The sequence below is a fragment of the Tabrizicola flagellatus genome, from assembly GCF_008271465.1.
GTDB classification, from domain to species: Bacteria; Pseudomonadota; Alphaproteobacteria; order Rhodobacterales; family Rhodobacteraceae; genus Tabrizicola; species Tabrizicola flagellata.
This window is the reverse complement of the sequence record NZ_VMDU01000001.1, coordinates 70859-96977: the sequence shown is the minus strand read 5'-3', so window position 1 is coordinate 96977 and position 26119 is coordinate 70859. Positions and strand designations below refer to the sequence as shown.

General features: G+C 67.0%; 27 protein-coding genes. 13 read left to right on the top strand and 14 right to left on the bottom strand.

Annotated features, from left to right (window positions below; genetic code table 11):
• The first annotated feature begins 184 nt into the window (after window positions 1-184).
• The 4 genes from gap (FL625_RS00455) to FL625_RS18180 all read left to right on the top strand — a co-directional run bounded on the left by gap (FL625_RS00455) (window position 185) and on the right by FL625_RS18180 (window position 2797).
• Window positions 185-1186 carry a type I glyceraldehyde-3-phosphate dehydrogenase gene (gap, locus tag FL625_RS00455; RefSeq protein ID WP_149586670.1) on the top strand — a complete coding sequence of 334 codons (1002 nt, stop codon included), beginning with the start codon at window positions 185-187 and terminating at the stop codon, window positions 1184-1186.
• A 33-nt stretch (window positions 1187-1219) separates the two neighbouring features.
• Window positions 1220-1363: a hypothetical protein gene (locus tag FL625_RS18185; RefSeq protein WP_200833843.1), complete on the top strand. Its 144-nt coding sequence runs from the start codon at window positions 1220-1222 to the stop codon at window positions 1361-1363.
• An 84-nt stretch (window positions 1364-1447) separates the two neighbouring features.
• The gene (gene gap / locus FL625_RS00450) at window positions 1448-2449 is read left to right on the top strand and encodes a type I glyceraldehyde-3-phosphate dehydrogenase (RefSeq protein WP_149586669.1); all 1002 of its coding nucleotides are present in this window, start codon (window positions 1448-1450) and stop codon (window positions 2447-2449) included.
• Between the two features lie 195 nt (window positions 2450-2644).
• Window positions 2645-2797, top strand: a complete 153-nt coding sequence (locus tag FL625_RS18180) for a hypothetical protein (RefSeq protein ID WP_200833866.1) — start codon at window positions 2645-2647, stop codon at window positions 2795-2797.
• Window positions 2798-2806: 9 nt separating this feature from the next.
• Here the strand turns inward: FL625_RS18180 and FL625_RS00445 are convergent, their stop codons facing one another.
• From FL625_RS00445 to FL625_RS00425, 5 genes are all read right to left on the bottom strand, one after another.
• Window positions 2807-3388, bottom strand: coding sequence for a sensor histidine kinase (locus FL625_RS00445; RefSeq protein ID WP_149586668.1), 582 nt, complete (start codon window positions 3386-3388; stop codon window positions 2807-2809).
• Entirely contained in the window at window positions 3343-3648 is a 306-nt protein-coding gene (locus tag FL625_RS18550; RefSeq protein WP_354001243.1) for a DUF4118 domain-containing protein, read from the bottom strand. The genes FL625_RS00445 and FL625_RS18550 overlap by 46 nt, the downstream gene beginning before the upstream one ends.
• A 250-nt stretch (window positions 3649-3898) precedes the next feature.
• Entirely contained in the window at window positions 3899-4393 is a 495-nt protein-coding gene (gene coaD, locus FL625_RS00435) for a pantetheine-phosphate adenylyltransferase (protein ID WP_149586667.1), read from the bottom strand.
• Between the two features lie 72 nt (window positions 4394-4465).
• Window positions 4466-4900: a CBS domain-containing protein gene (locus FL625_RS00430; RefSeq protein WP_149586666.1), complete on the bottom strand. Its 435-nt coding sequence runs from the start codon at window positions 4898-4900 to the stop codon at window positions 4466-4468.
• A gap of 56 nt (window positions 4901-4956) precedes the next feature.
• The gene (locus FL625_RS00425) at window positions 4957-5865 is read right to left on the bottom strand and encodes a LysR family transcriptional regulator (protein WP_149587130.1); all 909 of its coding nucleotides are present in this window, start codon (window positions 5863-5865) and stop codon (window positions 4957-4959) included.
• 160 nt (window positions 5866-6025) lie between these two features.
• On the opposite strand from FL625_RS00425, the gene FL625_RS00420 reads away from it, so the two are divergent.
• From FL625_RS00420 to FL625_RS00410, 3 genes are all read left to right on the top strand, one after another.
• Window positions 6026-7525, top strand: coding sequence for a CoA-acylating methylmalonate-semialdehyde dehydrogenase (locus tag FL625_RS00420; RefSeq protein ID WP_149586665.1), 1500 nt, complete (start codon window positions 6026-6028; stop codon window positions 7523-7525).
• 80 nt (window positions 7526-7605) lie between these two features.
• Window positions 7606-8256 (top strand): Crp/Fnr family transcriptional regulator, encoded by a 651-nt coding sequence (locus tag FL625_RS00415; protein ID WP_149586664.1) that lies wholly within the window; start codon window positions 7606-7608, stop codon window positions 8254-8256.
• 72 nt (window positions 8257-8328) lie between these two features.
• A complete protein-coding gene (locus FL625_RS00410) occupies window positions 8329-8538 on the top strand; it encodes a YgaP family membrane protein (RefSeq protein ID WP_149586663.1) in 210 nt (69 codons plus the stop codon).
• Window positions 8539-8554: 16 nt separating this feature from the next.
• Here FL625_RS00410 and uvrA read toward each other — a convergent pair whose 3' ends face one another.
• Entirely contained in the window at window positions 8555-11419 is a 2865-nt protein-coding gene (uvrA, locus tag FL625_RS00405) for an excinuclease ABC subunit UvrA (RefSeq protein ID WP_149586662.1), read from the bottom strand.
• A gap of 160 nt (window positions 11420-11579) precedes the next feature.
• On the opposite strand from uvrA, the gene FL625_RS00400 reads away from it, so the two are divergent.
• Window positions 11580-11939 carry a rhodanese-like domain-containing protein gene (locus tag FL625_RS00400; protein ID WP_149586661.1) on the top strand — a complete coding sequence of 120 codons (360 nt, stop codon included), beginning with the start codon at window positions 11580-11582 and terminating at the stop codon, window positions 11937-11939.
• Here the strand turns inward: FL625_RS00400 and FL625_RS00395 are convergent.
• Window positions 11936-13072 (bottom strand): MFS transporter, encoded by a 1137-nt coding sequence (locus tag FL625_RS00395; protein WP_235019266.1) that lies wholly within the window; start codon window positions 13070-13072, stop codon window positions 11936-11938. The genes FL625_RS00400 and FL625_RS00395 overlap by 4 nt on opposite strands.
• Before the next feature lie 236 nt (window positions 13073-13308).
• Between FL625_RS00395 and FL625_RS00390 the strand changes: the two genes are divergently transcribed.
• Window positions 13309-13776, top strand: coding sequence for a DUF6647 family protein (locus tag FL625_RS00390; protein ID WP_149586659.1), 468 nt, complete (start codon window positions 13309-13311; stop codon window positions 13774-13776).
• An 85-nt stretch (window positions 13777-13861) separates the two neighbouring features.
• Here the strand turns inward: FL625_RS00390 and FL625_RS00385 are convergent, their stop codons facing one another.
• Window positions 13862-14419, bottom strand: a complete 558-nt coding sequence (locus FL625_RS00385) for a methyltransferase domain-containing protein (RefSeq protein WP_149586658.1) — start codon at window positions 14417-14419, stop codon at window positions 13862-13864.
• 248 nt (window positions 14420-14667) lie between these two features.
• Here FL625_RS00385 and FL625_RS00380 point away from each other — a divergent pair, with 248 nt between their 5' ends.
• Complete coding sequence (locus tag FL625_RS00380) at window positions 14668-15393, top strand: hypothetical protein (RefSeq protein ID WP_149586657.1); 726 nt, start codon at window positions 14668-14670, stop codon at window positions 15391-15393.
• On the opposite strand, the gene lpdA is transcribed toward FL625_RS00380, so the two are convergent.
• The 3 genes from lpdA to FL625_RS00365 form a co-directional block, all read right to left on the bottom strand.
• Window positions 15390-16787, bottom strand: a complete 1398-nt coding sequence (lpdA, locus tag FL625_RS00375; protein WP_149586656.1) for a dihydrolipoyl dehydrogenase — start codon at window positions 16785-16787, stop codon at window positions 15390-15392. The genes FL625_RS00380 and lpdA overlap by 4 nt on opposite strands.
• A 76-nt stretch (window positions 16788-16863) precedes the next feature.
• On the bottom strand, window positions 16864-17448 hold the full coding sequence (locus FL625_RS00370; RefSeq protein ID WP_149586655.1) for a DUF924 family protein: 585 nt from the start codon (window positions 17446-17448) through the stop codon (window positions 16864-16866).
• 60 nt (window positions 17449-17508) lie between these two features.
• A complete protein-coding gene (locus FL625_RS00365) occupies window positions 17509-18759 on the bottom strand; it encodes an MFS transporter (protein WP_149587129.1) in 1251 nt (416 codons plus the stop codon).
• Window positions 18760-18935: 176 nt separating this feature from the next.
• On the opposite strand from FL625_RS00365, the gene FL625_RS00360 reads away from it, so the two are divergent.
• A complete protein-coding gene (locus FL625_RS00360) occupies window positions 18936-19670 on the top strand; it encodes a GNAT family N-acetyltransferase (RefSeq protein WP_149586654.1) in 735 nt (244 codons plus the stop codon).
• A gap of 12 nt (window positions 19671-19682) precedes the next feature.
• Here FL625_RS00360 and FL625_RS00355 read toward each other — a convergent pair whose 3' ends face one another.
• From FL625_RS00355 to FL625_RS00345, 3 genes are read right to left on the bottom strand one after another with little or no spacing between them, the layout of a single operon-like run.
• The gene (locus FL625_RS00355) at window positions 19683-20033 is read right to left on the bottom strand and encodes a DUF3147 family protein (protein ID WP_149586653.1); all 351 of its coding nucleotides are present in this window, start codon (window positions 20031-20033) and stop codon (window positions 19683-19685) included.
• Window positions 20030-21079 (bottom strand): tRNA preQ1(34) S-adenosylmethionine ribosyltransferase-isomerase QueA, encoded by a 1050-nt coding sequence (gene queA, locus FL625_RS00350; RefSeq protein ID WP_149586652.1) that lies wholly within the window; start codon window positions 21077-21079, stop codon window positions 20030-20032. The genes FL625_RS00355 and queA overlap by 4 nt, the downstream gene beginning before the upstream one ends.
• Window positions 21076-24450 carry an AsmA family protein gene (locus FL625_RS00345; protein WP_235019265.1) on the bottom strand — a complete coding sequence of 1125 codons (3375 nt, stop codon included), beginning with the start codon at window positions 24448-24450 and terminating at the stop codon, window positions 21076-21078. The genes queA and FL625_RS00345 overlap by 4 nt, the downstream gene beginning before the upstream one ends.
• Before the next feature lie 132 nt (window positions 24451-24582).
• Here FL625_RS00345 and FL625_RS00340 point away from each other — a divergent pair, with 132 nt between their 5' ends.
• Complete coding sequence (locus FL625_RS00340; protein WP_149586651.1) at window positions 24583-25044, top strand: peroxiredoxin; 462 nt, start codon at window positions 24583-24585, stop codon at window positions 25042-25044.
• A gap of 99 nt (window positions 25045-25143) precedes the next feature.
• The gene (locus FL625_RS00335; protein ID WP_149586650.1) at window positions 25144-25959 is read left to right on the top strand and encodes a ferritin-like domain-containing protein; all 816 of its coding nucleotides are present in this window, start codon (window positions 25144-25146) and stop codon (window positions 25957-25959) included.
• The last annotated feature ends 160 nt before the right edge of the window (window positions 25960-26119 follow it).

Sequence of the window (26119 nt, the reverse complement as noted above, 5' to 3'; positions counted from 1 at the left end):
CCTGCCCCGGATTGCGCTCAACCGATGATGTAGCGGGAAACGCGGGATTCGGCAAAGCGGTGCAGAGAGTTAGCGCAAACAGGCCAAGATTGCGCTAACATCATGAAAAGATGTCGTTTTCTGCCTTGCATACCATAGTGGACCGGCTAGGGCAGGACCAGCGCATCCAGAGGGGAATTTTCGCATGACCGTGACTGTCGGCATCAACGGCTTCGGCCGCATCGGGCGCTGCACGCTGGCCCATATCGCGGAATCGAACCGCAACGACGTGCAGGTGGTGGCGATCAACGCGACCGGGCCGGTGGAGACGAACGCGCATCTTCTGCGCTACGACAGCGTGCATGGCCGCTTTCCCGGCGTCGTGAAGGTGACGGAGGACGGAATTGACCTCGGTCGCGGCCCCATCCGCATGATGTCCACCTACAACCCCGAGGAGCTGGACTGGCAGGGCGTGGACGTGGTGCTGGAATGCACCGGCAAGTTCAACGACCGCGACAAGGCGGCGGTGCATCTGGGGCGCGGGGCGAAGCGGGTCCTGGTCTCGGCCCCGGCCAGGCGGGCGGACCTGACGGTGGTCTATGGCGTGAACCACCGGAGCCTCCTGCCCGAACATCTGGTCGTCTCGAACGCCTCCTGCACCACGAACTGCCTGGCGCCGCTGGCCAAGGTGCTGAACGACGCCATCGGGATCGAGTCGGGCATCATGACCACGATCCACAGCTACACGGGCGACCAGCCGACGCTGGACCGGCGACACAAGGACCTCTACCGCGCACGGTCGGCGGCAATGGCGATGATCCCGACCTCGACCGGGGCGGGCAAGGCCATCGGCGAGGTGCTGCCGGAACTGGCGGGAAAGCTGGAAGGCAGCGCGATCCGGGTGCCGACGCCGAACGTCAGCGCGGTGGACCTGACCTTTATTGCGCAGAAGTCGGTCACGGTGGCCGAAGTCAACGAAATCGTAAGGGAGGCCTGCGCAGGCTACATGGGCATGGTCATGGCCTATGATCCCGAACCGAAGGTGTCGATCGACTTCAACCACACGCCGCAGTCCTCGATCTTCGCGCCGGACCAGACCAAGGTCGCGGGGCGTTCCGTTCGCGTCCTGGCATGGTATGACAACGAATGGGGCTTCTCCTGCCGGATGGCCGATGTGGCCGGGGTAATGGGGCGGCTCGCGCAGTAAGCGGGGCCCGGCACAGGCCCCATCGGAGGGGCCTTGACCAATCGCATCGCGCTCTGGCTGGGAGTGATCCTGCTTGCCGGCGCCACGGCCGACCTGCTCCTGAACGGCGGCGCGGCGCTGGCTTTCCTTGCGCGCAGGTTCCTGGACCTGCTGGATTGGGTGGTATTCTGGGCCTGACCGCGTCAAACTGCGGTTGCATTTCCCGGCGATATGTCTTTGTTAGCGCTATCGGGACGCAAAGTCAGCTTCGGAGGAAGAGTCATGGCGGTCAAGGTCGGCATCAACGGATTTGGGCGCATCGGGCGCAACGTCTTGCGCGCGATCATCGAGTCGGGCCGCACCGATATCGAGGTCATCGCGATCAACGATTTGGGGCCGGTGGAAACCAACGCCCATCTGCTGCGCCATGATTCGGTGCACGGCAGGTTCCCCGTCGAGGTCAGGACCGGCCCCGACTCGATCGATGTCGGCCGCGGGCCGATCCGGGTGACGGCGCTGAAGAACCCCGCCGACCTGCCCTGGGGCGACGTGGACATCGTGATGGAATGCACCGGCATATTCACCTCGAAGGAGAAGTGCCAGGCCCATCTCGAAAACGGGTCGAAGCGCGTGCTGATCTCGGCCCCCGGCGACGGGGCGGACAAGACCATCGTCTATGGCGTGAACCACCACATGCTGACGAAAGATGACATCGTCGTCTCCAACGCCTCCTGCACCACGAACTGCCTGTCGCCCGTGGCCTATGTGCTGAACAACGCCATAGGGATCGAGAAGGGCATGATGACCACGATCCACAGCTACACCGGCGACCAGCCGACGCTGGACACGATGCACAAGGACCTCTATCGCGCCCGCGCGGCGGCTCTGTCGATGATCCCGACCTCGACGGGCGCGGCCAAGGCGGTGGGGCTGGTCCTGCCCGAGTTGAAAGGCAAGCTCGACGGCTTCGCCATGCGCGTGCCGACGCCGAACGTGTCGGTCGTGGACCTGAAGTTCATCGGCAAGCGCGCGACCACGGTCGAGGAAGTGAACGCCGCGATCAAGGCGGCCGCGGATGGCCCGCTCAAGGGCATCCTTGGCTATACCTACGAGAAACTGGTCTCGTCGGACTTCAATCACGACCCGCATTCCTCGGTGTTCCATATGGACCAGACCAAGGTGATGGACGGGACCTTCGTGTCGATCCTGTCCTGGTATGATAACGAGTGGGGCTTCTCGAACCGCATGGCTGATACAGCCGTGGCGATGGGCAAGCTGATCTGAACCCCTTGAAATTATAGCGAAAGGGCGCCCCGGGGCGCCCTTTATTTTTTCAAGAGCCATGCAAAAAACGCATAGCCGCACCGCAGCAATGTCCGTTGTTTGCGCTAACGGGGCACTTATCTTCCGCTTAGCGAGAAGGAAAAGCAGACCTCTCGCGGATATAGAAGGACGACGAAGATGATTTCCGTGTATGAAATGCTGAAGACCGCAGCCGCCAATTACTCGCTGTACCGCAAGACCCGCGACGAGATCGCGAACCTGCCTGCCGACATCGCGCTTGACCTGGGCCTGTTCCCCGGCGACGCTGACAAGATCGCGCGCGAAGCCGTCTATGGCAAGGCGGCCTGACCGAAACGGTCAGTAGTCGAATTCCAGGCGGGCCTCGGTCCCGCCCTCAGGGCGGCGCTCCATCACCAGTGTGCCGCCCAACTGTTTGGCGAACTGCCGCGCGATCGACAGGCCGAGGCTGCGCGCCTTCTCGATGTCGAAGCCCTCGGGCAGGCCCTGCCCGCTGTCCCGGATCTGCAACAGCGCCTTGCCCTCGTCCGGCCTGGCCCCCAGCGTCACGCCGATCCTGCCGGCGCTGTCCCCCGGAAAGCCGTGTTCCAGCGTGTTCGCGACCAGTTCGGTCGCGATCAGCCCCAGCGGCACCGAGACATCCGGCCCTACCAGCAGCGGATCGGCCTCAACCTCCAGCGACACGCGCCCTGCGGCGCCCGAGCATTCCACGATGTCGCGTCCGGTGTCGGCAAGGAAGCGCGCCATGTCCACGGTCTGACCCGAGGGATCGGGCAGGTTGCGCATGATCCAGGCGACAAGATCGATGCGGCTAACCGAATCCTCCAGCGCAAGGCCGGCAGACTCGTAGGTGACGGCACGGCGCTGCAACTTCATCAGCCCCGCAATCCTGGCCAGGTTGTTCGACACCCGGTGCTGCAACTCGTAGGCATCAGCCGGCGCTGCTCGGCAAGGGTCGCGTTGGCTTGCCGGTCGCCCAGGAGCGCACGCATCGCCTTGTGGACCCCATGGATCAGCAGGATGATCGTTTCGGCAATGAGGACGAAGAACGCAAGCGCGAGTACGCTCGCCCCGTCCAGCGCAAGGCTGTTGAAGGGGGCGATGAAGAAATACCAGGTGGCAAGCAGGCTGGCGGTTGCAAGCGCGAGTCCGGGGAGCGTGCCGAAGAAATAGGCGCCCAGGATGATGGCCGGAAAGTAGGTGAGCTAGGGAAAGCCGGGCGGCAGCGTCCCTTCCGGCTCGTAGCGCAGCACGAAGGCCAGGATGAATGCGAGACCGCACCGATCCAGCGCAGGCCCGCCGGAAGGCTGCGGGAATCCCAGAGACTGATCCTGTCGGCAAGCGTCACGCGCGTCCTCCTCGCGACAGGGCACCCGCGCCGCTCATGACACGGGCCTGCGCTTTGGCAAGTCCTTGCAAGGTAATGCATTCTCAGGGCTTTCGCCGGGCGGTCAGCGCCCGCGTCACCGCCGGCGTCACGAAGCTGGATACGTCACCGCCCAGTCGCGCGATCTCCTTGACCAGCTTCGAGGCAATCGCCTGCCGGCGGGCATCGGCCATCATGAACACCGTCTCGATGCTGGCATCCAGAGCGCGGTTCATCCCGACCATCTGGAACTCGTATTCGAAATCCGCCACCGCCCTGAGGCCGCGGATGATGATCCCAGCACCCACGTCGCGGGCGCAGTCGATCAGGAGGTTCTCGAAGGGATGGACGACGATCTCTCCGCCCGTCCTGGCCTGGATCGCGCGGCATTCGGCCTCGACCATGGCCACCCGCTCTTCCAGGGTGAACATCGGCCCCTTGTCGCGGTTGATCGCCACCCCGATGACGAGACGGTCCACCAGCGCCATCGCACGTTGGATGATGTCGATATGGCCGAGCGTGATCGGATCGAAGGTACCCGGATACAGACCGATGCGCATGGCTCTCCCCGCCGCCCCAAGACCAGCGCACGCAACAATATTGCGCGCGCCGGCGCAAGCGCTTTCCCGACGTCAGAAGCCCTTGATCATGCCTTCCAGCGCATCCTTTTCCGCCGCAAGCTCCATCAGCCGGGCCTTGACCACATCGCCGATGGAGATCAGGCCGACCATCTCGTCGCCCTCGACCACCGGCATGTGACGGAAGCGGCCATCGGTCATCCGGCCCAGCACGCTGTCGGTGCCTTCGGTCCGGGTGCACGAAACGATCTTCGCGGTCATCAGCGATTCCACTGGATCGGTCAGGCAGGCCGCGCCGCGCTTGCCGAGCTCCCGCACGATGTCGCGTTCCGACACGATGCCGCGCGCCTTCTTGCCGTCGGCCGAGACAACCACCGCACCGATGCGGCGGGACGAAAGGATGCCGGCGACTTCCTGCACCGTGGTGCCCGGAGCCACCGTGACCACCTTGAAATCACCCTTGGATGCGAGGATCTGCTGAACGAGCATGGGACGGCCCCTCCCTCTGACCGGAGGTCAAGCCTCGGACCGGACAGGGGATTCTGTCAAGCGCGGCTTTCGTCCTCCCGCAGGGCCGTCTCCAGCCGCGCCATCTCGGCCCGCACCTCCCGGGTCAGCTGGTCGGCAAAGCGGCTCAACCGGTCGAGCCGCGCATCGCTTTCGTGCCGGATCAGCCAGAAGGCCCTGGTCAGGCTGATCCGGTCGGTCAGGATCCGCGCCAGGTTCGGCGCGGCGGGCAGCGCGAAATCGTGCACGACCCCCACCCCTGCCCCGGCCCGCAGCCAGTTCAGCTGCACCGAGACCGAGTTGGAGCTGAGCGTGGCCGGCCCGATCCCGATCTCGGCCAGGTAGTCCAGTTCCTTGTCGAAGATCATGTCGGGGATGTAGCCGACGATCCGGTGGCCGCTCAGGTCGGCTGGCGTCCGGATCGGCGGGGCGCCGGCCAGATAGTCGCGGCTGGCCGCCAGGTGCAGGCGGTAGTCGGTCAGCTTCTGCACCGTCAGACGCCCCGCCTCTGGGCGGCTGACGCCGATCGCCATGTCCGCCTCGCGCTTGGACAGGTTGAAGACCCGCGGCAGGGCGACGATCTGCACCTCGAGCCCCGGATTTGCGTCGCAGATCCGCGCCAGGACCTGCGGCAAGAGGTAGTTCGCGCAGCCGTCCGGCGCGCCGAGGCGGATGAGGCCGGTAAGACCGCCAGGGCCGGAGAGGCTCTCCTCCGCCCCCAGCGCCGCGCGTTCGGCCGCCTCGGCATGCGGGATCAGCCGCGCGCCTTCCTCGGTCAGCGCATAGCCTTGGGGGGATTTGGTGAAAAGCCGCGCCTTCGTCGCCTCTTCCAGCCGCGAGATGCGGCGCCCAACGGTAGCCGGGTCGATCTTCAGCCGCCTGCCCGCCGCCGACAGGCTTTCGGTCCGCGCCACGGCAAGGAACACGCGCAGATCATCCCAGTCCAAGGAAAACTCCTCGTGCGCTGCGATTTTCGTCGTCAGCCCCGACGAGACGCCGAAGGCGGTCGAGGAGGCATGCATTCCTGCAAAACCCTTTTGGCATATTGCCGCTTTGTCTGGCGATTGTGCAAGGATAAAAGGCCACGAGCATATACGGGAGGAGTCCATGCAAGAGATCGGTCACTGGATCAACGGCAAGCGCGTCGCGGGCATGTCGGGCCGCTACGCCGATATCTACAACCCGGCCACCGGCGAGGTGCAGGCGCGCGTCGCGCTGGCCACGCTGGCCGAACTGGACCACGCCATCCAGGAGGCCGCCAAGGCCCAGGTCGGCTGGGCCGCGACCAACCCGCAGCGCCGGGCGCGGGTGATGATGGCCTTTGGCCAGCTCATCAACCAGAACATGGACAAGCTGGCAGAGATGGTCGCCCGCGAACATGGCAAGACCATCCCTGACGCGAAGGGCGACGTGCAGCGCGGCCTCGAGGTGATCGAGGTCTGCATGGGCGCGCCTGCCATGCTGAAGGGCGAGATGATGGATTCGGCCGGCCCCGGCATCGACCTCTATGCCATGCGCCAACCCCTTGGCGTCGTTGCCGGAATCACGCCGTTCAACTTCCCGGCCATGATCCCCCTGTGGAAGATCGGCCCCGCGCTGTCCTCGGGCAACGCGATGATCCTTAAGCCTTCGGAACGGGTGCCCTCGACCTCGCTGTTCCTCGCCGAACTCCTGCAGCAGGCCGGCCTGCCGGACGGCGTCCTTCAGGTCGTCAACGGCGACAAGGAAGTGGTGGACGGCATCCTCGACCATCCCGTCATCCAGGGCGTGGGCTTCGTCGGTTCCACCCCGATCGCGCAATACATCTACGGCCGCGCCGCGACCAACGGCAAGCGCGCCCAGTGCTTCGGCGGGGCGAAGAACCACATGATCATCATGCCGGACGCAGACCTGGACAAGGCGGCCGACGCGCTGGTCGGCGCGGGCTATGGCGCGGCGGGCGAACGCTGCATGGCGGTTTCGGTCGCGGTTCCGGTGGGCGACCGGACCGCAGACGCGCTGATCGAACGGCTGATCCCGCGGATCGAGAAGCTGAAGGTCGGCCCCTACACGGCCGGACACGATGTCGATTTCGGCCCGCTGATCACCGCCCAGGCGCAGGAGCGGGTGAAGGGCCTGATCACCTCGGGCGTCGAGCAGGGCGCGAAGCTGGTGGTCGATGGCCGGGGCCTGAAGATCCAGGGCTACGAAAAGGGCTTCTTCGTCGGCCCGACGCTGTTCGACCATGTGACCCCCGAGATGGAGATCTACAGGCAGGAGATCTTCGGCCCGGTCCTGTCCACCGTGCGTCGGCAGTCCTATGAAGACGCGCTGAAGCTGGTGATGGACAACGAATACGGCAACGGCACCGCGATCTTCACTGCCGACGGCGACACCGCGCGCGACTTCGCGAGCCGGGTGAACGTGGGGATGGTCGGCATCAACTTCCCGATCCCGGTGCCCTTGTCCTATTTCAGCTTCGGCGGCTGGAAGAAGTCGGCCTTCGGCGACCTGAACCAGTACGGGCCGGACGCATTCCGCTTCTACACCAGGACCAAGACGGTCACGGCGCGCTGGTTTTCGGGCATCAAGGAAGGCGCGAGCCTGAACTTCAAGGCGCTGGACTGACGGCGCCGCAATCGCCGCGAGGGGGGCCTTCGGGCCCCCTTTCCGCTTGTGCCGGGCCGCGCAACCGGCATGATCGCCGCATGTGGACCCTGCCCCCCGACCTTGCCCGCGATCTGGCCCCCGAAAGCCGCAAGCTGCTGACCGACCTGCCGAATCGGGTGGTCCCGAAAGGTCAGGTCCTGTTCCGCGCGGGCGATCTGGCGCAGGGCTTCGTCATCGTGCTCTCGGGCCGGATCGAGGTGCGCCTGACCGCCGCATCGGGGCGTGAGATCCTCCTGTATGCGGTGGAACCCGGCGAAAGCTGCGTGCAGACGACGCTTGGCCTGATGGGGGACGAACCCTATTCCGGCGAGGCGATGACGGCCTCCGAGGTCGAACTGGTGCTGATCCCCCGGCCGATCTTTGCCCGGCTTCTGGACAGCGATCCGGGCTTCCGTGCCTTTGTCCTGCGTGCCTTCGGGCAGCGCATGGCGGAACTGACGCAACTGCTGGAGCGGGTCGCCTTCGGTCGGGTCGAGGTGCGGCTGGCCGAGGCGCTTCTGGACCTGGCGGAGGGAGAGCTGGTCCAGGCCACCCAGGCGGAACTGGCCGCCCGGATCGGCTCGGCGCGCGAGGTGGTCTCGCGCCGGCTGGAGGCCTTCGCCCGCCAGGGCTGGGTCAGCGTCGAGCGCGGCCATGTCCGCCTGCACGATCCCGAGGAAATTCGCCGCCTCGCCGCGCAGGCAATGTGATCTGGTCACAGACGACTCGGTGGCACTGTGCCAGTCTCTGCGCATGGCCATGACGGCCGCAAGGAGGCTGAAATGTTCAAGACCAATGTCGGCGGCGTGGACCGCGTGCTGCGCATCGTGGTGGGCATTGCCCTGCTGGTCTGGTTCTTCGTCGATCGAGGAGAAGGCTTCTGGCATTATGCCAAGCTGATCGGCGTCGTGCCACTGGCCACGGGTCTCTTCGGCACCTGCCCGCTCTATTCCATTCTCGGGATCTCCACCTGCCCGATGAAGAAGGCGTAACGAGTGCGGCGGCGGATCACTCCGCCGCCATTTTCCCCTTGCGCAGCAGGGGTCTGAGGTAACGGCCGGTGTGGCTTGCCTCGACCTTGGCGATGTCCTCGGGCGTGCCGGTGGCCACGATCTCGCCGCCGCCGTCGCCGCCTTCGGGTCCGATGTCGATCACCCAGTCGGCGGTCTTGACCACATCCAGGTTGTGCTCGATCACCACCACCGTGTTCCCCTGGTCCACCAGGGAATGCAGCACTTCCAGAAGCTTGCGCACATCCTCGAAGTGCAGGCCGGTGGTCGGCTCGTCCAGGATATACAGCGTCCGCCCTGTCGCCCGGCGGGAAAGTTCCTTCGACAGCTTGACGCGCTGCGCCTCGCCGCCTGACAGGGTCGTCGCCTGCTGGCCTACCTTGATATAGCCCAAGCCCACCTCGCAGAGCGCCTCCATCTTCTCGCGGATCGCGGGGACCGCCTGGAAGAAGTCGCACGCATCTTCGCAAGTCATCTCAAGAACGTCGGCTATGCTCTTGTTCTTGAACTTGATTTCCAGAGTCTCGCGGTTGTAGCGGTGTCCCTTGCAGGTCTCGCAGGTGACATAGACATCGGGCAGGAAGTTCATCTCGATCTTCAGGACGCCGTCGCCCTGGCAGGCCTCGCAGCGGCCGCCCTTGACGTTGAAGCTGAACCGCCCCGGTCCGTAGCCGCGCGCCTTCGACTCGGGCAGTCCGGCGAACCAGTCGCGGATCGGGGTGAAGGCGCCGGTATAGGTCGCCGGGTTCGAGCGCGGCGTGCGCCCGATCGGTCGCTGGTCGATGTCGATGACCTTGTCGAGGTGTTCGAACCCCCTGATCGTCTCGCAGGGCGCGGGCGTCTCATGCGCTCCGTTCAGGCGCATGGCGGCGGTCTTGAACAGGGTCTCGATGGTCAGCGAGGACTTGCCGCCGCCCGACACTCCGGTAACGCAGACGAACTTGCCCAGCGGAAACTCGGCGGTGACGTTCTTCAGGTTGTTGCCCGTGGCGCCGACCACGGTCAGCGTCTTGCCGTTCCCTTTCCGCCGGGTCTTCGGCACCGAAATCTCCCGCGCGCCGGAAAGATACTGACCGGTCAGGCTGGCCGGATCGGCGGCTACCTCTTGCGGCGTGCCATGGCTGACCACCATTCCGCCATGCACCCCGGCCCCCGGCCCCATGTCGAAAACGTAATCTGCCTCGCGGATCGCGTCCTCGTCATGTTCCACCACCAGCACCGTGTTCCCCGCATCGCGCAGGTTCTTGAGCGTGGTCAGCAGCCGGTCGTTGTCGCGCTGATGCAGGCCGATGGAGGGTTCGTCCAGCACATAGAGGACCCCCGTCAGCCCCGAGCCGATCTGGCTGGCGAGCCGGATGCGCTGAGATTCCCCGCCCGACAGGGTGCCGGCGGCGCGGCTCATCGTCAGGTAGTTCAGGCCGACATTCACAAGGAATCCAAGGCGTTCGCGGATTTCCTTCAGGATCGCCCGGGCGATCTCGTTCTGCTGTTTCGTCAGCGTCGCGGCCACGCCCTCGACCCAGGCGAAGGCCTCGGTGATCGACATCTCGACCACCTGGCCGATGTGCAGCCCGGCGATCTTGACCGCCAGCGCCTCGGGCTTGAGCCGGTAGCCGCCGCAGGCCCCGCAGGCGCGGTTCGACTGGAAACGCTCCATCTCCTCGCGGGACCAGGCGCTGTCGGTCTCGCGGTAGCGGCGTTCCATGTTGGGGATGATCCCCTCGTAGACCCGCTTGACCTGATAGACCCGCCCGCCCTCGTCATAGCGGAACTCGATCTCCTCGCCCTTCGAGCCGCGCAGAAACAACTCCTTGATGTTCTCCGGCAGGTCCTTCCACTTGGCCTTGAGGTTGAAGCCGTAATGCTTGGCCAGGGCCTCCATCGTCTGCGTGAGATAGGGCGACTTCGACTTGGCCCAGGGCGCGATGGCGCCTTGCAGCAGCGTCAGGTTCTGGTCGGGGACGATCAGCCGTTCGTCGAAGAACAGCTCCACTCCCAGCCCGTCGCAGACCGGGCAGGCGCCGAAGGGGGCGTTGAAGCTGAACAGGCGCGGCTCGATCTCGGCGATGGTGAAGCCGCTGACGGGGCAGGCGAATTTCTCGGAATAGGTGATGCGGGTAGGCTCTTCGCCCTCCTTCACATCGGCGAGTTCGATGACCGCGATCCCGTCGGCCAGGTTCAGCGCGGTGCGGAAACTGTCGGCCAGCCGGGTCTCGATCCCCTCGCGGACGACGATCCGGTCCACCACCACGTCGATGTTGTGGCGGAACTTCTTGTCGAGCGTCGGCGGCTCCTCCAGGTCGTGGAAGGCGCCGTTGACCTTGACGCGCTGGAAGCCCTGCTTGCGCAGTTCCAGGAACTCCTTCTTGTATTCCCCCTTCCGGTCCCGGACGATCGGGGCGAGGAGATAGGCGCGCGTCCCCTCTTCCATCGCCATCACGGCATCAACCATGTCCTGCACCTGCATCGCGGTGATCGGCAGGCCGGTGGCGGGGGAATATGGCGTGCCGACGCGGGCAAACAGCAGACGCAGGTAGTCGTAGATTTCCGTCACCGTGCCGACGGTCGAGCGCGGGTTCTTCGAGGTCGTCTTCTGCTCGATGGAAATGGCCGGCGACAGGCCCGAGATATGGTCCACGTCCGGCTTGCCCATCATGTCGAGGAATTGCCGGGCATAGGCCGACAGGCTTTCGACATAGCGCCGCTGGCCCTCGGCATAGATCGTGTCGAAGGCGAGGCTCGACTTGCCCGACCCCGACAGCCCGGTGATGACCACCAGCTTGTCGCGCGGAATATCGACATCCACGCCCTTGAGGTTGTGCTCGCGCGCGCCGCGCACTTCGATGAACTTCTGTTCCGCCATGGCCGACCCCAAAGGTGCAGGCGCAAGACATAGGACGGTTTCGCCGAGTCTCCAACCGGAAAAAGTGAACGTAGCATGAACATGCCGCCAGCGCGAAATAGGGGCTTCACATTTTCATCTAGCAAGCTATATAGGTGAAAATCCACAACCGAGGTGCTCCATGTTCTCCTTTCTCCGTCCGGGCCAGACCGCTGCACGTCCCAGCATCGCCGAAGTCGCCGATCTGGTCGCGCAGGAAAGAATGGTCCTGCTCGACGTGCGCGAAGTCGCCGAGGCCAAGGCCTCGGGCATCGCCAAGGGCGCGCGGCTGATCCCGCTGTCGGTTCTGGGCCTCAAGGCCGACCCGAAGCACCCGGACTGCGAACTGCCGCACGGGCTGCCCATCGCGGTCTATTGCGCCTCGGGCGGGCGGTCGGGGATGGCGGCGGATGCGCTGACCCGGCTCGGCTATGGTCCGGTCTACAACCTTGGCGGCCTGCGCGACTGGGCGGCAGGCGGCGGCCAGGTCGTCGCCTACTAGAGCCGCAAGCGGCGGCCCTTCTGGACCGCGTGAACGGCGATTCCCAGCGCTGAAAGCGTGACGGCAGCGATGGTCAGCCCGGCCGGCCCGGCGCTGGCCATGAGCGCGGCCAGAACCGGCGTGCCGGTCGTGGTGCCCAGATTGCCCAGTTGGGCCACCGCCCCGGCTGCGCGGGCGCGGTCCTCGGCGCTGGCGTTCAGCTCGGGGATCGCGGCAAAGCTCGCCCCCTGCACGATGCCGAGCGCGGCCGAAAGCAGGAAGCCCCCCGCCACCATCCCGGCCCCCTGCCCCCAGAAGACCCAGAGCATCAGGAAGCCGGGAATCGCCACGGCATAGCCGGTCTGCACCAGCGCGACCGCGCTCATCCGGCCCAGCAGCCAGACCCCCAGCGTCAGCGAGACGGCGATGGAAACGAGCGGCATCCCCGCCGCGATCAGCGCGCGGTGGGTCGCGGGGGTTTCGGGCGGCAGCAGTGTCAGGACGGCGACGTAGAGGAAGGTATAGCAGCAGAACCCCATCGCCGGGGCCGCGAGGCGGGGCGAAGCGTAGATCCGGGCGTGCTGGGCCAGGAGGTTGTCCATCGGCAGCGCCTGGCCCCGGGGGTCGGGCGGCAGGGTCAGGGCGAGGATCGCGGACAGGGCGGCCATCCAGGCGGCATGGCCGAGGAAGAGGCCGGTCGGCGTTGCCATGGGTCCGATCAGCGCGAGGATCGTGTAGGTCACGCCAAAGAACGACGACCACAGCGTCATCGCCAGCGGCCGGCGGTGTTCTGGGGCAAGCGCGGCGATCATCGTAGGCCCGACGACAACGATGGCAAGGTGGCTTGCTCCTTCCACGATGCGGCTGGCGAGCATCAGGGGGTAGGCGGGCAGCAGGCTTTGCAGCGCCGACATCGCCGCCCCTGCCGCCAGCGCCGCGACGATGGCCCGGCGCGGGCCAATCCGGGCGACCAGCAGGCCGGCGGTGGTGCCGAAGATCAGCCCGACCATGCCGACGATCGACACGACGAGGCCAAGCGCGACCTCTCCCCCGCCGCCGTAGGTGGCGCGCAGGGTCTCGTAGAGGATCGAGATCTTGCCGAACTGGGCCGCGGCGCCGAGGCCGGCGGCCCAGAGGAGGAGGACGAGAACCATGGGGGGAAGCGGGCGCATGGGGCAGTCGTAGCTGGAACGGCAGCGGGATGCCAGAGCCTGTCCAGCCCGGACAGATCCGGATAATCCTTCCGGGTCAGGTGGTTGACTGCGGGCCTCAGGGATTTCGCGAGAGTCTTCGCACGGCGACTCGGCCCATCGCGGCGTTGTCGCAAAACGTGACTTCACAGCTTCATGTCAAGCTTGCAAAGTTTTCATGAAAGTTCAGCATGGCTTTCATGACGCCCCTTGCCGCCGCCCTGCTTGCCACCGCCCTTCTCCTGGCCCCCGCGGCCCGGGCGGGCGAGCACTGCGCGCTGGTCGCCGGACTGAACCGGGTCCTGACCGACAGCACCGCCTACGCGCCGGTCCCCTGCCCCGAGATCGGCTTCTCGGCGCTGGAGGGCGCGGCGGGCCTGCGCTCGCAGGCCGGGGCCTATTTCCCCGAGACCGGGCGGATCGAGCTGGCGCCGGATCTCGACCTGACCACCGCCTACGGGCAGAGCTTCCTCCTGCACGAGATGGTCCATGCCGCGCAGTTCGCGGAAGGTGCGGACGCCCGCGCGCCCTGCCCCGCGGCGCTGGAGGCCGAGGCCTACCGGGTGCAGGCCGATTTCCTGCATCGCTCCGGGCTGACCCGCGAAGCGCTGCTGACCCGGATGCTGGGCGACCAGCTGGGCACCTGCGGGGCCGGGCCGGACTACTGACCGGCGGCTCCTCGTCGGCTTCGCCGCTCGTCGCTGTAGGTTCCCCACCGACGAGGAGCCGAAGGCGAACGAGGAGGCGCAGGCGTCAGTCCTTTTGCGCCATGGCCCAGGTGACGACCGGAAAATCGGGATCGTCGGTCAGGTCGTCGTCGTCGCGCAGTTCCGGCGGCCAGGGGGTTTCGAGGTTCCGCCGCGCGACATGGCGGTTGCCCCATTGGTGCGCCTGGATCCGGTCCGCGGCGAACCCGGCCTCGATCAGCAGGTTCTTCAGCCCCCGCGCCGTCCAGCGCGAACAGTCCACCGGGGCGGCGTGGTAGGGGATGAAGAAGGGCACCGCGAGCCAGAACCAGCCGCCCCTGCGCAGCATCCGGTAGATGTTGCGGGTCGCGGCATGGGGGCGGTCCAAATGTTCCCAGACCTGATCCGCCATGATGAGGTCGAAGCGGACCACCTTGCCCGCCTCGTCCAGCATCGGCGCCTTGCAGGGGTCGAATTTCCAGCGGTTCAGCGCAAGATAGCTGCGGAACGGGAAGCTCTGGCCCCATTTTCCCGACAGTTCCAGCACATCCAGCCGCTCGGGGCCGAGACTGGTGATCCAGTCCCGGCTGGCCTTCTGCACCACGACCCGGTTCAGCGATCGCATCTTCCTGCCCGATTGTTCGGGTCCACAATAGCTGCCCTGCGCCCCTGGGCCAATGCGCATGCCGGCCCTGGGGTCGGATATTCCCGACTTGGCATCGGCCGGGCCTTGCCTCAGCCTTGCCGGTATTGAACCTCTCGCCTTTTGCCCAAGTCATTCAGGAGTTTGCCATGCCTGTTACCCTGCGTTTCTAGGAAACCCATCGCTATGCCTATCCCGTCGCCACCGCCGGCAACGGCACGGCGCTGACCGTGGCCCGCGTCTCGGGCGACCCCTACCTTGCCTTCCTCACCCAGACCGGCTTTGACGACGAGATCGTCTATCTCGCCCTGGGCTTCGACCACGAATACTTCCGCAACCCGAACCCGATCGGCCGCGACGTGATCACCGGCATGGCCTTCGACGAGACCAGCGGCAACATCTACTGCTGCAACGAGACGGTGCATGCGACACAGGTCTTTGCCTTCGATCCCGCGACGAACCTGGAAACCTCGATGCAGGACCTGGTGGCCGACACCACGCTGACCTCTCCGCACGGGATCGCGATCAAGCCCAATCTCTACCTGCGCAGTTCCGAGTCCCGGCTGGAGATGCGCGCCCGCGACGGCACCCTGCTGGGAACGCGCGACTATCCGGTGCGCGACATCCGGGGCATCACGGCCACGCCCTGGAGCTGGACCTTCGTCGATCGGATCGCCAACGAGATCGTGGTGATCGGCCCCTTCGGCAACGAGATCGCCACCGCCCCGGCCCCCGGTGCCGCGGGGGGCGTGGACGACATCGCCCATGACATGCTGTCGGTGATGAGCGAGGAGCCGCAGGTCTGGCTGGAGCCGGGCGTGATCGGCGACCCGGGCACGATCCACCACCCCGACACGCCCTGGTCCCCCGCACCCTGGCTGGGGCGGCATCGGCTCTATGTTGCCAATGTCGCCGACCAGACCATTTACGCGGGTTACCTGACCGCCGAGCCCTAGATGTGCAGCGCGCGGCCGTAGGCGTCGAGCACGGCCTCGTGCATCATCTCGGACAGGGTCGGGTGCGGGAAGACCGTGTTCATCAGCTCGGCCTCGGTCGTCTCCAGCGTGCGGCCGACGACATAGCCCTGGATCAGTTCCGTCACTTCCGCGCCGACCATGTGGGCGCCGAGAAGTTCGCCCGTCTTCGCGTCGAAAACGGTTTTCACCATGCCTTCCTGTTCGCCAAGCGCAATGGCCTTGCCGTTGCCGATGAAGGGGAAGCGGCCGACCTTGACGGTGTAGCCCGCGTCCTTCGCCTTCTGCTCGGTCAGGCCGACCGAGGCCACCTGCGGATGGCAATAGGTGCAGCCGGCGATGGAGTTCGGCTTGATCGGATGCGGATGGCCGCCCGCGATCAGTTCGGCAACCATCACGCCCTCGTGGCTCGCCTTGTGCGCCAGCCAGGGCGCGCCGGCGATGTCGCCGATGGCGTAAAGCCCGGGAACCCCGGTCCGGCAATATTCGTCGGTCACGACATGGGTGCGGTCGATCTTCACCCCCAGCGCCTCGAGCCCGAGGTTTTCCACGTTGCCGACGATGCCCACGGCCGAGATGACGGTGTCGAAGTCCTGCGTGGTGACTTTCCCGTCCTGTTCGATATGCGCGGTGACGCCCTTGCCGGGATGCCGGTCGAGCTTCTTGACCGCAGCCTTTTCCAGGATCTTCATGCCCTGCTTGACGAACTGCTTCCTGGCGAAGGCGCTGATCTCGGCGTCTTCCACCGGCAGGATGCGGTCCATCACCTCGACCACGGTGGTATCGGCGCCGAGCGTGTTGAAGAAGCTGGCGAATTCGATCCCGATGGCGCCCGAGCCGATGACCAGCAGCTTCTTCGGCATCCGGCTGGCGACCAGCGCGTGCTTGTAGGACCAGACCAGATCGCCGTCGGCCTCAAGCCCCGGCAACTCGCGCGCCCGCGCGCCGGTGGCGAGGATGATCGACTTGGCGGTCAGTTCCTCCGTCCCCTTGTCGGTCTTGACGCTGACCGTGCCCTGCTTCGGCAGCGTAGCGGTGCCCATGAACACGGTGACCTTGTTCTTCTTCATCAGGTGGCCGATGCCGCCCGACAGCTGCTTGGCCACCGCGCGGCTGCGCGCGACGACGGCGGGCAGGTCGTAGCCGATGCCCTGAGCCGAAAGCCCGAATTCCTTGGCGCGGTGCATCAGGTGGAAGACCTCGGCGCTGCGCAGAAGCGCCTTCGTCGGGATGCAGCCCCAGTTCAGGCAGATGCCACCCAGGTGTTCGCGTTCGACGATGGCGACCTTCAGGCCCAGCTGGCTGGCGCGGATGGCGGCGACATAGCCCCCCGGTCCGGCACCGATCACGATCACGTCGAAGCTTTGGGCAGCCATCTTTCCCTCCTCCAGAAAAAGTAGTTTGCCATTAAACTATCCGGAAACTCCAAGCAACGCTGGGGTTGCCGTGGCCCTATGCATCGGGCGCATGGCTTTTCAGCCGATTTACAACGGCCATGTAGCCGCCCTCGTCGAGATATTTCTGCTCTTCCGGGCTGCTGATCCGTCCCAGCGCGGCATTGCGGGTGGGAAAGCGACCGAAGCGGGCGATAACCTCCTGGTGCGCGCGGGCATGCAGCGCCATCTCGGGGTCCGAGGCAACGCGTTCGGACAGAAGCCGCACCGACAGGGCCTGGTCCTCGGCATCTTCGGAATGCTCGAAGGGCATGTAGAAGAACTGCCGTTCGGGTTCCGGGGCGCCAAGGTCCCAGCCGGCCTGCAGCGCCTTGCGCGCGGCGGCGCGGGCCTGCGGGTCGGTCGCAAAGGCCAGCGCCGTGCCGCGATGGATGTTGCGCGGGATCTGGTCGGTCAGGATCAGGTAGGCGAGCGTGCCGACCGTGCCCTCGGCCCAGTGCTCCAGCCCGCCGTCACGGGCCGCCTGCCACAGATCGGCAAAGCGGGCGCGGCAGAGGCCGTCGATCTCGTCGCCCCCGGCATACCAGCCCTCGGGGCCGATCTCGTGCAGCCAGAAGTCCAGAAGCTCGACCGGATCGGACATGGCAGCCCCCCTTTCCCGGCAAAGACTTGCAGGGAAAGCGCGGCGGCGCAACCGCAGATGTCAGGCGGCCTTGTCGGCGGGCGGTTCGTCCTTGACGGCTTCCTCCAGCACCGCCTCGACCGCCAGTGGCGAGGCGCCCGGCGAGACGCTGCGGAAGGCGCCGGTGACGGTCGGCGCGGCGCGGCGGGTCATGCGGTAGAGCGCGTAGGCGGCAAGCGCGACGTAGAGCAGCCCGATGAACAGGAAGAAGCCCGAGGGGCCGACCTCCTCCATCATCCAGCCGGTGGCGGTGGGGCCGAAGATCGCGCCGAAGCCGTTGAGGAAGATCAGCCCGGCCGAGGCTCCAGCCATCTGCTCGCGCGGGAGGAAGTCGTTGGTATAGGCGATCAGCAACGCATAGACCGGGTTGGTGATCCCGCCCAGCACCATGCCGACCGCGACCAGCGCCGGAAAGGGCAAGGCCACGAAGGCCGCCAGCGCCATGGCCAGCGCCGCCACCGCCGACAGGCCCATGATCAGCGTGCGGCGGTCCATCCGGTCCGAGGCCCAGCCGACGGGATATTGCAGCACCAGCCCGCCCACATAGATCGCGCCGACAAAGACCGAGATCTGCCCGACCGTCAGCCCCTGCTGCGCGCCCCAGACCGCGGCCATCCCGAACATGGCCGAGAAGATGCCCCCCGTCAGCAGCATGCCGACGCAGCCCAGGGGAGAGATGCGGAAGAGCCGTGCGAAGGACACCCGCCGCGATCCGTCGAAGGCAGGGGCCGGCGTGGGGGCCAGCAGGATCGGCAGGAAGGCCAGCGAGACCAGGACCGAGGGCAGGATGAAAAGGGTGAACCCGCTCGGGTCGGGCAGGTTCAGGATCACCTGGCTGGCGATGATGCCGATCATCTGCACGATCATGTAGGCCGACAGCGCCTGGCCCCGCGTCTCGTTCGAGGCGGTGTTGTTGATCCAGCTTTCGGCGGTGATGTAGATGCCCGAAAAGCAGAACCCCGCCAGCACGCGCAGCGCCGTCCAGGCCATCCAGTCGGGATAGACCGGGTAGATCACCAGCACGGCCGAAATCAGCGAGCCGAGCGCGGCAAAGACCCGCACATGCCCCACCCGCCGGATCAGCTGTGGCGCGGCCCAGGAGCCGAAGAGGAAGCCCAGGAAATAGGCCGCCATCACATAGGACAGCTGATAGGTGGTGAAACCTTCCAGGTTGCCGCGGATTCCCAGCAGCGTGCCCTGCACGCCATTGCCGACCATCAGGAGCATCACCCCCATCAAGAGCGGCCAGGAATGGCTCAGAACCTTCAGCATCGCCCCTTGCGCCCCCGCGGACTGCCCGCCGCCTTCTGCCTGCCCGAACTTCGCCCGCATGGCAAGCCGCCCCCGAACCGCTCCGGCAGGATTGTTTCGGGTACAGCCGGTTGAATCCCGGCGCCAAGACCCCATCTGCTACGCAACCCATCGATTCCAGCCGCAGGAGAACCGCCATGGCGCGACCGGACGATCTCACCTCCAGAAAGCGTTTCGATGGCGTACTGACGGGGCCTGAGCTGGCCACGGCGCGGGCGGCGGGCCTGGACCTCGCCTATTGCCCGCTGCAACAGGGCTGGGTCGCCCTTGGCGCGGCCGAGGACGGAGAGACGGGACCGCCGCTGTCCTGGCATGTGGGCCGGCTGCCGCTGTTCAAGCAGATGCCGGGCTGGCCGGTGCATCCCCAGCCCGAGAGCCTCACGCTGCGGGTCTGGGTCGAGGACGACCTGCCCGCCTATCGCGCGCTGCTGTCGGACCCCTCGCTCTGGACCTGGATGCTCGAGGACCGGCCACGGCAGCTGGACGACGACACCTGCCGCGCGCTGATCGCGCTGTCCACCGAAGGCACGCACCACAAGGTGCGCGTGGCGACGCTGGCCGGTCAGCCGGTCGGTCAGGTGCGGCTGGAATACGGGGCAGATCCCGGCACGGGGGAGTTGAGCTACTGGCTGGGGGCGCCCGCGCGCGGCAAGGGGCTGGGGCGGCAGATGGTTGCGCGCTTCCTTGACCGGCTGGCGGCCCGCCGGCCGGACATCCGCCGGATCACGGCGCGGGTCCATCCCGAGAACCGCGCCTCGATCCGCCTGCTCCAGGCCTGCGGCTTCACCCCCTGCGACCGCGACAGGCTGGGTCTGGCGCCGCGGGGGCGCGACGACGGCAGCTGGCTGGGCTTCCTTCGGCAGTCGGGCTGAGCCCGGAGTGGCTCAGATCGGCAGGCCGAGGCGCGGCGCAAGCCACAGCAGCAGAAAGTACAGCCCGACGGTAACGGCACAGCCGATGCCGAGCGCCAGCCAGAACCCGAGGCCCTGACGCATCAGCCAGGGCAGGATCAGGAACATCGGCAGCGAGGGCAGCACATACCAGAAGGTCGCTTCGGCATGGCTGGCGATCCGGGTCCCGTCGCCGGTATCCCGCCAGAGCCAGATCATGCCCAGAATCGACACCAGCGGCAGCGAGGCGACCAGCGCCGCAAAGCCCGGACTGCGCCGCGCGATCTCGGAGATGGCCGCGATCAGGATGCCGGACAGGATGGCCTTCAGCGCGAAGTAGCTCATGTCGTCCCCTCGGGGATCAGGAGCGAACTGTCGCCGTAGGAGAAGAAGCGGTAGCCCTCCCGGATCGCGTGGTCGTAGATGCGGCGGATGCGGTCGTGACCCATCAGGGCCGCCACCAGCATCATCAGCGTCGATTTCGGCAGGTGGAAGTTGGTCATCAGCGCGTCGGTGACGCGGAAACGGTAGCCGGGATAGATGAAGATGTCGGTCTCGGCCTCGAAGGGCTGGACCGTGCCCGAGGCATCCGCCGAGCTTTCGATCAGGCGCAGCGCGGTGGTGCCGACCGGGATCACCCGCCCGCCCGCGCGTTTCGTCGTGTTGATCTCGGCCGCCGCCGCCGCCGAGACCCGGCCCCATTCGGCATGCATCCGGTGGGTGGTCACGTCCTCGACCTTCACCGGCAGGAAGGTGCCCGCGCCGACATGCAGCGTGACCTCGGTGAACTCCACCCCCTTGTCGGCCAGCCTCCGCAGGAGATTCTCGTCGAAGTGGAGCGAGGCTGTGGGTGCCGCCACGGCGCCCGCGTGGCGGGCAAAGACCGTCTGGTAATCGGTGCGGTCCTGGTCGTCGGCCGCGCGCTTGGCCGCGATGTAGGGCGGCAGGGGCATCACCCCGGCTTCGGCAAGGGCTGTGTCGAAATCCTCGCCGGTCAGGTCGAAAGAAAGGGTCAGGTCGGTTTCCGACTTCTCCGCGACCCTGGCCGAGAGACGGTCGGAAAAACGGATCGTCTCGCCCGGTTGCACCTTGCGCAGGGGCTTGGCCAAGGCCCGCCAGCCGCCCCCGGCGCGGGGCTCCAGCAGCGTCACCTCGACCTTGGCCACCGCCTCGCCGCGCTGGCGGGTGCCGAAGAGGCGCGCGGGCAGGACCTTGGTGTTGTTCAGCACCAGCCGGTCGCCGGGGCGCAGGATGTCCACCAGGTCGAAGACATGCCGGTCGGCGATCCCGTCCCCCTCGGCCAGCAGAAGCCGCGCATGGGTTCGGGGCCGGGCCGGCCGGGTGGCGATCAGCCGCTCGGGCAGGTCGAAGTCGAAATCGGAAAGCTTCATCCGCCCGAGCCCCCCTCGGCAGCGGGCAACTTCGGCGGGCGCTGGCGGAAGATTTCGCGGAACATGCCCGGCGTCAGCACCGACAATGGGTTGACCGAGACGTTCGGCGCCTCGGCCGTGCCGGTCAGCCGGTAGTTGAAGCCGAAAAGCCCCTCGCCGCGCCGTGTCAGGATCTGTCCCACCCCGTTGACCAGATAGATCGGCGAGATCACGCCCTGAAGGTCGATCCGGCCCGAGCCGCTGAGATAGAGCCCGGCGAAGGAAATGCCAAGCGAGGCGCCGACGGCCGAGCCTTGCGTGATCTCCACGCCCGCCGGCGTCATCACGAAGGTCACCTCCCCATTGTTGAACGCGAGGCCCGACCCGTTCATCTGTTCCAGAAGCCCCACGACCGAGATCGCCGAGAGGAGTTCGGCCAGCGCCGGGGCGCCCTGCACGCGCAGACGCTCGAAGGTGGCCTTGCCGTTGTATTCGCCCTTCGGCCCGCGCGGGACCAACGACAGGTCCAGCGACCCGCCGCGTCCCTTGTCGAAGATCCCCGCCGCCGCCATCACCGCGCCGGCGTTCTCCGAGGTGATGCGGACGGCGGTGCCGCCCTTGACCGGCCCGACCATCCCCCGGATTTCGGCTGCGCCGTTGACCCCGGCAACGAAGCTGCCGTTCAGGCCTCCCCTGGATCCGAATTCGCCGCGGAAGCCGGTCAGCCGGATCCCGTCCGAGATCCGCAAGGCGTCCAGCCGCACCTGCACAGGTCCTCCGGTCCCGCTGCCGCCCTCCGGCATCCGCCGCAGGTCCAGCGTGCCCCCGGTGATCGCCACGTCGGGCGCGAATTTGCGGCCGCGTCCGGTCAGCGTGACGGCCGCGTTCAGCCAGTCTCCGGCCACGACCTTGTCGAACACCGCCTTGTCCAGCCCGCCGCCGTCGCGCGTCGTGACCTTGCCCCGCGCTTCCAGCCCGGGGCCCTTCAGCGTCATGCGCTCCACCACCGGGTTCCGCGACAGAGTCGCCTCGAGGTCGAGCGAGGCCCGCGTCCCGGCCGCCTTCGACCAGCCCAGGGCATCCAGCCGCAGCGCGATCCCGCTGAGGTTCGAGGTCAGCGTCAGCTCCGGCGGCCGGTCCTTGACCAGCGCCAGGTCGATGGCAGCAGGCCCCTCGCCCCGGACCGACCCGGCCGGCAGTTCCACCCCGAAATCGCGCAGGACCGCGTCGGACAGCATCACCGTGCCGTTGACCCGCGCCCGGCCCTTCTGCTCGGGGCCGAAGCCTTGCAGGTAGGTCAGGTCCACCGGCATCCGGTCCAGCCGCCCCGCGGCCGAAAGCCTCAGGCCCTCGGTATCCACCGCGACCTCGACCTCGGGCGCCGACAGGATGCGTCCCGGCACCAGGGCGGGAGAGATGAAGTCGCGGATCCTTCCGGCGACTGTGAAGCTGACCTCCTCGAAGGGGATCTTCGGCTTCAGGGGCATGATGACCGTGGCCCGAAGCTCGGCCCGGCCGTCGCCCAGGTTGAAGGGCTGGCCGGCCTTGGAAAAGAAGCTGAAGGGTTCCTGGTCCAGAAGCGACAGCGTCGCGGTCAGGCTGGCCGAGGTCACCAGATCGACCTTTGCCGTCGCGGGCCGCTGGGTGATGTCGGGGATGTTGAACACTGTGCCGTCCGCCTCGATCCGCCCGCCTTCTGGCGCGATGACATGGCCCTGGTGCAGCGCGATGACATAGCTGCGGTTGTCCAGCAGGGCATGGCCGCTTGCGTTCAGGATCGGCGGCAGGGTGCGGACGAAGCGGACATCGGTATCGGAGAACTCGTAGGCGAGGTTGAAGACCGGCTGTGTGCCCGGCTTCAGCCGCAGCGCGGCCTGGACATCGGTCAGCTGCCCCTGGCCGACGTTCGCGGCGAACCACTCCCGCGTCCGGGGCACGACCGATACCGGCCAGACCTTCAGCAGCCGGTCGGTCTCGATCCGGTTCAGATGCAGGTCCAGCGCCCCGATCCACCCGGCGGCATCGGCCGACACCGAGCCGGACAGGAGCAGATGCTCGGTCCCCTCGACCAGCGCCAGCTGGCCGATGTCGGCGCGGAACGGATCCAGCTTCAGCCGCAGGTCGAGCGCCCCCTTGCCAAAGCGGACCGGCGCCTCGAACAGGCCCTCGGGATCGACCATGACCTCCTCGAAGGCAATCTGCGCCTCGATGCTTTCCGGCAAGGCTCCGGCGGCAAGCCGCTGACCGCCGGGGCCCAGCAGATCGCCATGCCCGGTGGCCTTCAGTCTCAGCGAGGCACTTTCCACCGTCAGCCCGTCCAGCCGGATGCGGGCGGTCGCCGGATCGTAACCAAGCGACAGCGCCGCGCGGTCGAAGGCGACGGGGCGCGCGCCCTGCCCAGGAGACAGGCTGCCCGAAGCCAGACCAAGCCGTCCCGAAAGCCCTGCGAAGCGCCCGCCCTCGTCAAGCCGCGCCTCGAGCTGGCCCGAGATCGGCGCGTCGACGAAACCGAGGAAGGCCAGGGGCGGCGCCATGGCTGCAAGGTCGGTCGCGGCGATGTTGCTGACCTTGGCGCTCAGCCTCGCGGTTTCGGCGGACTTGTCGGACACCAGCGTCAGCACCACCTGCGCCGGATCGGTACCGTCCAGCAGCGTGAGCCCGAGTTCCGCCGAAAGCGTGGCCTGCCCGTTCTCGATAACCAGGCGACCGTCGCCGACCTGCCAGCTGCGGCCCGCGCGTTCGTCGGTCAGCGACAGGCTCAGGCCCTCGACCTCGATCACCCGCAACGAGGATAACGCCGGGCTGGAGAACACCTGCTCGGCAGCATCCAGAATCTCGGACGCGTCGCGCGCCCCCGCCTCCGGCATGCGATCGTCGAGTTGCAGGTCGATCGCCCCGGTCACGTCGCGCCGCACCGACAGCCGGGCACCGGTCAGCCGCACATGGCTGGGCCGGACCTTGCCGGACAGAAGCGCGCCGGGATCGAAGGCCACCGTCGCCTCGGGCAGGGTCAGGAGCGACCGGCCGTTGCCGCCGATCAGGCGGATGTCCTGCAACCGGAAGCGCGGGAAGAAATCGCCCCCCACCGCCAGTTCCACACCGCCCAGCGACAGCGCTGTCCCCGGCGGCAGGCGCGCAACGGCGAGGTTTTCGTTCAGCCGCGCCTCGATCTCGGCCACGCCCCAGGTCGGCACCTGCAATGTGCGGCCGGTATGGGCCAGCGTGAGGTAGCCCAGCGTCAGCGCGATCAGGATCAGGGTCAGGATCAGGGTCAGACTCAGCCGTCCCCGTCCTCGCGTCGGGCGACGGGAGGGCCGGACTGCCCGTTTCTGGCGCTCGGGCTCGGCAACGGCCATGGTCCCGCCGTCCGCTCCCGCCCTCTGGTCATCCATCTGAGCTGGCGCCTCGCTGCCCGTGGTGCGCGCCCCGCGTCGGGGCTTGTTGATTGCTGCTCTGCTGCCTTTATCTTTGCGCGAAGACAACTAGATGGGAAGTCACATTCCCTTTTCGGCAAGGAGCCGCGCATGATTTCCGCAGGACAGACCGCCCCCGATTTCACCCTTCCCCGCGATGGCGGCGGCACGGTCACGCTCTCGGCCCTGCGGCCGGGCAAGGTGGTCCTGTACTTCTACCCCAAGGACGACACGCCGGGCTGCACACTGGAAGCCCAGGACTTCAACGCCCGCCTGGCCGAGTTCACCGCCGCCGGGACGACGGTGATCGGCGTGTCGAAGGACAGCGTGAAAAGCCACGACAAGTTTTGCAAGAAGCACGGGCTGTCGATCATCCTGGCCTCCGACGAGTCGGGCCACACCTGCGAGGACTACGGTGTCTGGCTGGAGAAGAGCATGTATGGCAAGACCTACATGGGGATCGAGCGGACGACCGTGCTGATCGACGGCGATGGGAAAGTGGCGCGGGTCTGGAACAAGGTCAGCGTCAAGGGCCATGCCGACGAGGTGCTGGCGGCGGCCAAGTCGCTGTAAACCGGGCGCAGCCCAGGAATTTTCGTCGAAAATTCTTGAGCTTGGTTGCCATTTCCGCAAGGCTTCGGTCAGATTGGCCCGAAGGGGCAGAGGGCGGGGATGACGCAAAGCCTGGCAGAGATGGCGGTCGAGGTCCTGACCACCGCCGACGGACGCGCCAAGACCGCGCTTGGCCGCGCACATGCCGCGCGTTGGTTCGCCGCGCGCGAGGCCGGCACGCCCCTGCCCATCGGTCAGGCCACCCCGCCCCTGCGCCCCGCCCGCCCCGACCGGCCCGCGCTTCTGGCGCCGAAGGACGTGCCCCGCCGCCGCCCCGGCACCCGCGAAGGGCGCATCGCGCTTCTGCACGCCGTCGCGCATATCGAGCTGAACGCGGTCGATCTGCACTGGGACATCATCGCCCGCTTCACCGACCATCCGATGCCGCCGGGCTTCTACGACGACTGGGTGAAGGCCGCCGACGAGGAAGCCAAGCATTTCAACCTGATCTGCGACTGTCTCGAGACCATGGGCAGCCATTACGGCGCCCTGCCCGCCCATGCCGGCATGTGGCGCGCGGCCGAGGACACCGCGGGCGACCTCCAGGCCCGACTGGCCGTGGTGCCCATGGTGCTGGAGGCGCGCGGCCTCGACGTGACGCCGGGCATGATCGAGGTCTTCCGCAAGCATGGCGAGACGCAGGCGCTGGCCGCGCTCGAGGTGATCTATGCCGAGGAGGTCGGCCATGTCGCCTACGGGTCGAAATGGTTCAACTGGCTCTGCGGTCGGGCGGGCACGGACCCCAAGGAGGTGTTCCACGCGCTTGTCCGCAAGCACTTCCACGGTGCGCTGAAACCCCCGTTCAACGAGGAAAAGCGCGCCGATGCCGGACTGCCGCCCGACTTCTACTGGCCCCTTGCCGAAGAGACTGCCTGATCGGCGGTTTCTTGCCGATGAAAAGTCCGTCCCGCGCGGAAAGTCCCTGAATATGGTCAAAATTGTTGCGGGCCTGAAATGCGGTGGATAATCAGGGCCGAACCCGGGGTGCAGACCTTGAGGTAACGTAGCGAAGCCTCTGCCAAGGCTATGAACGGAT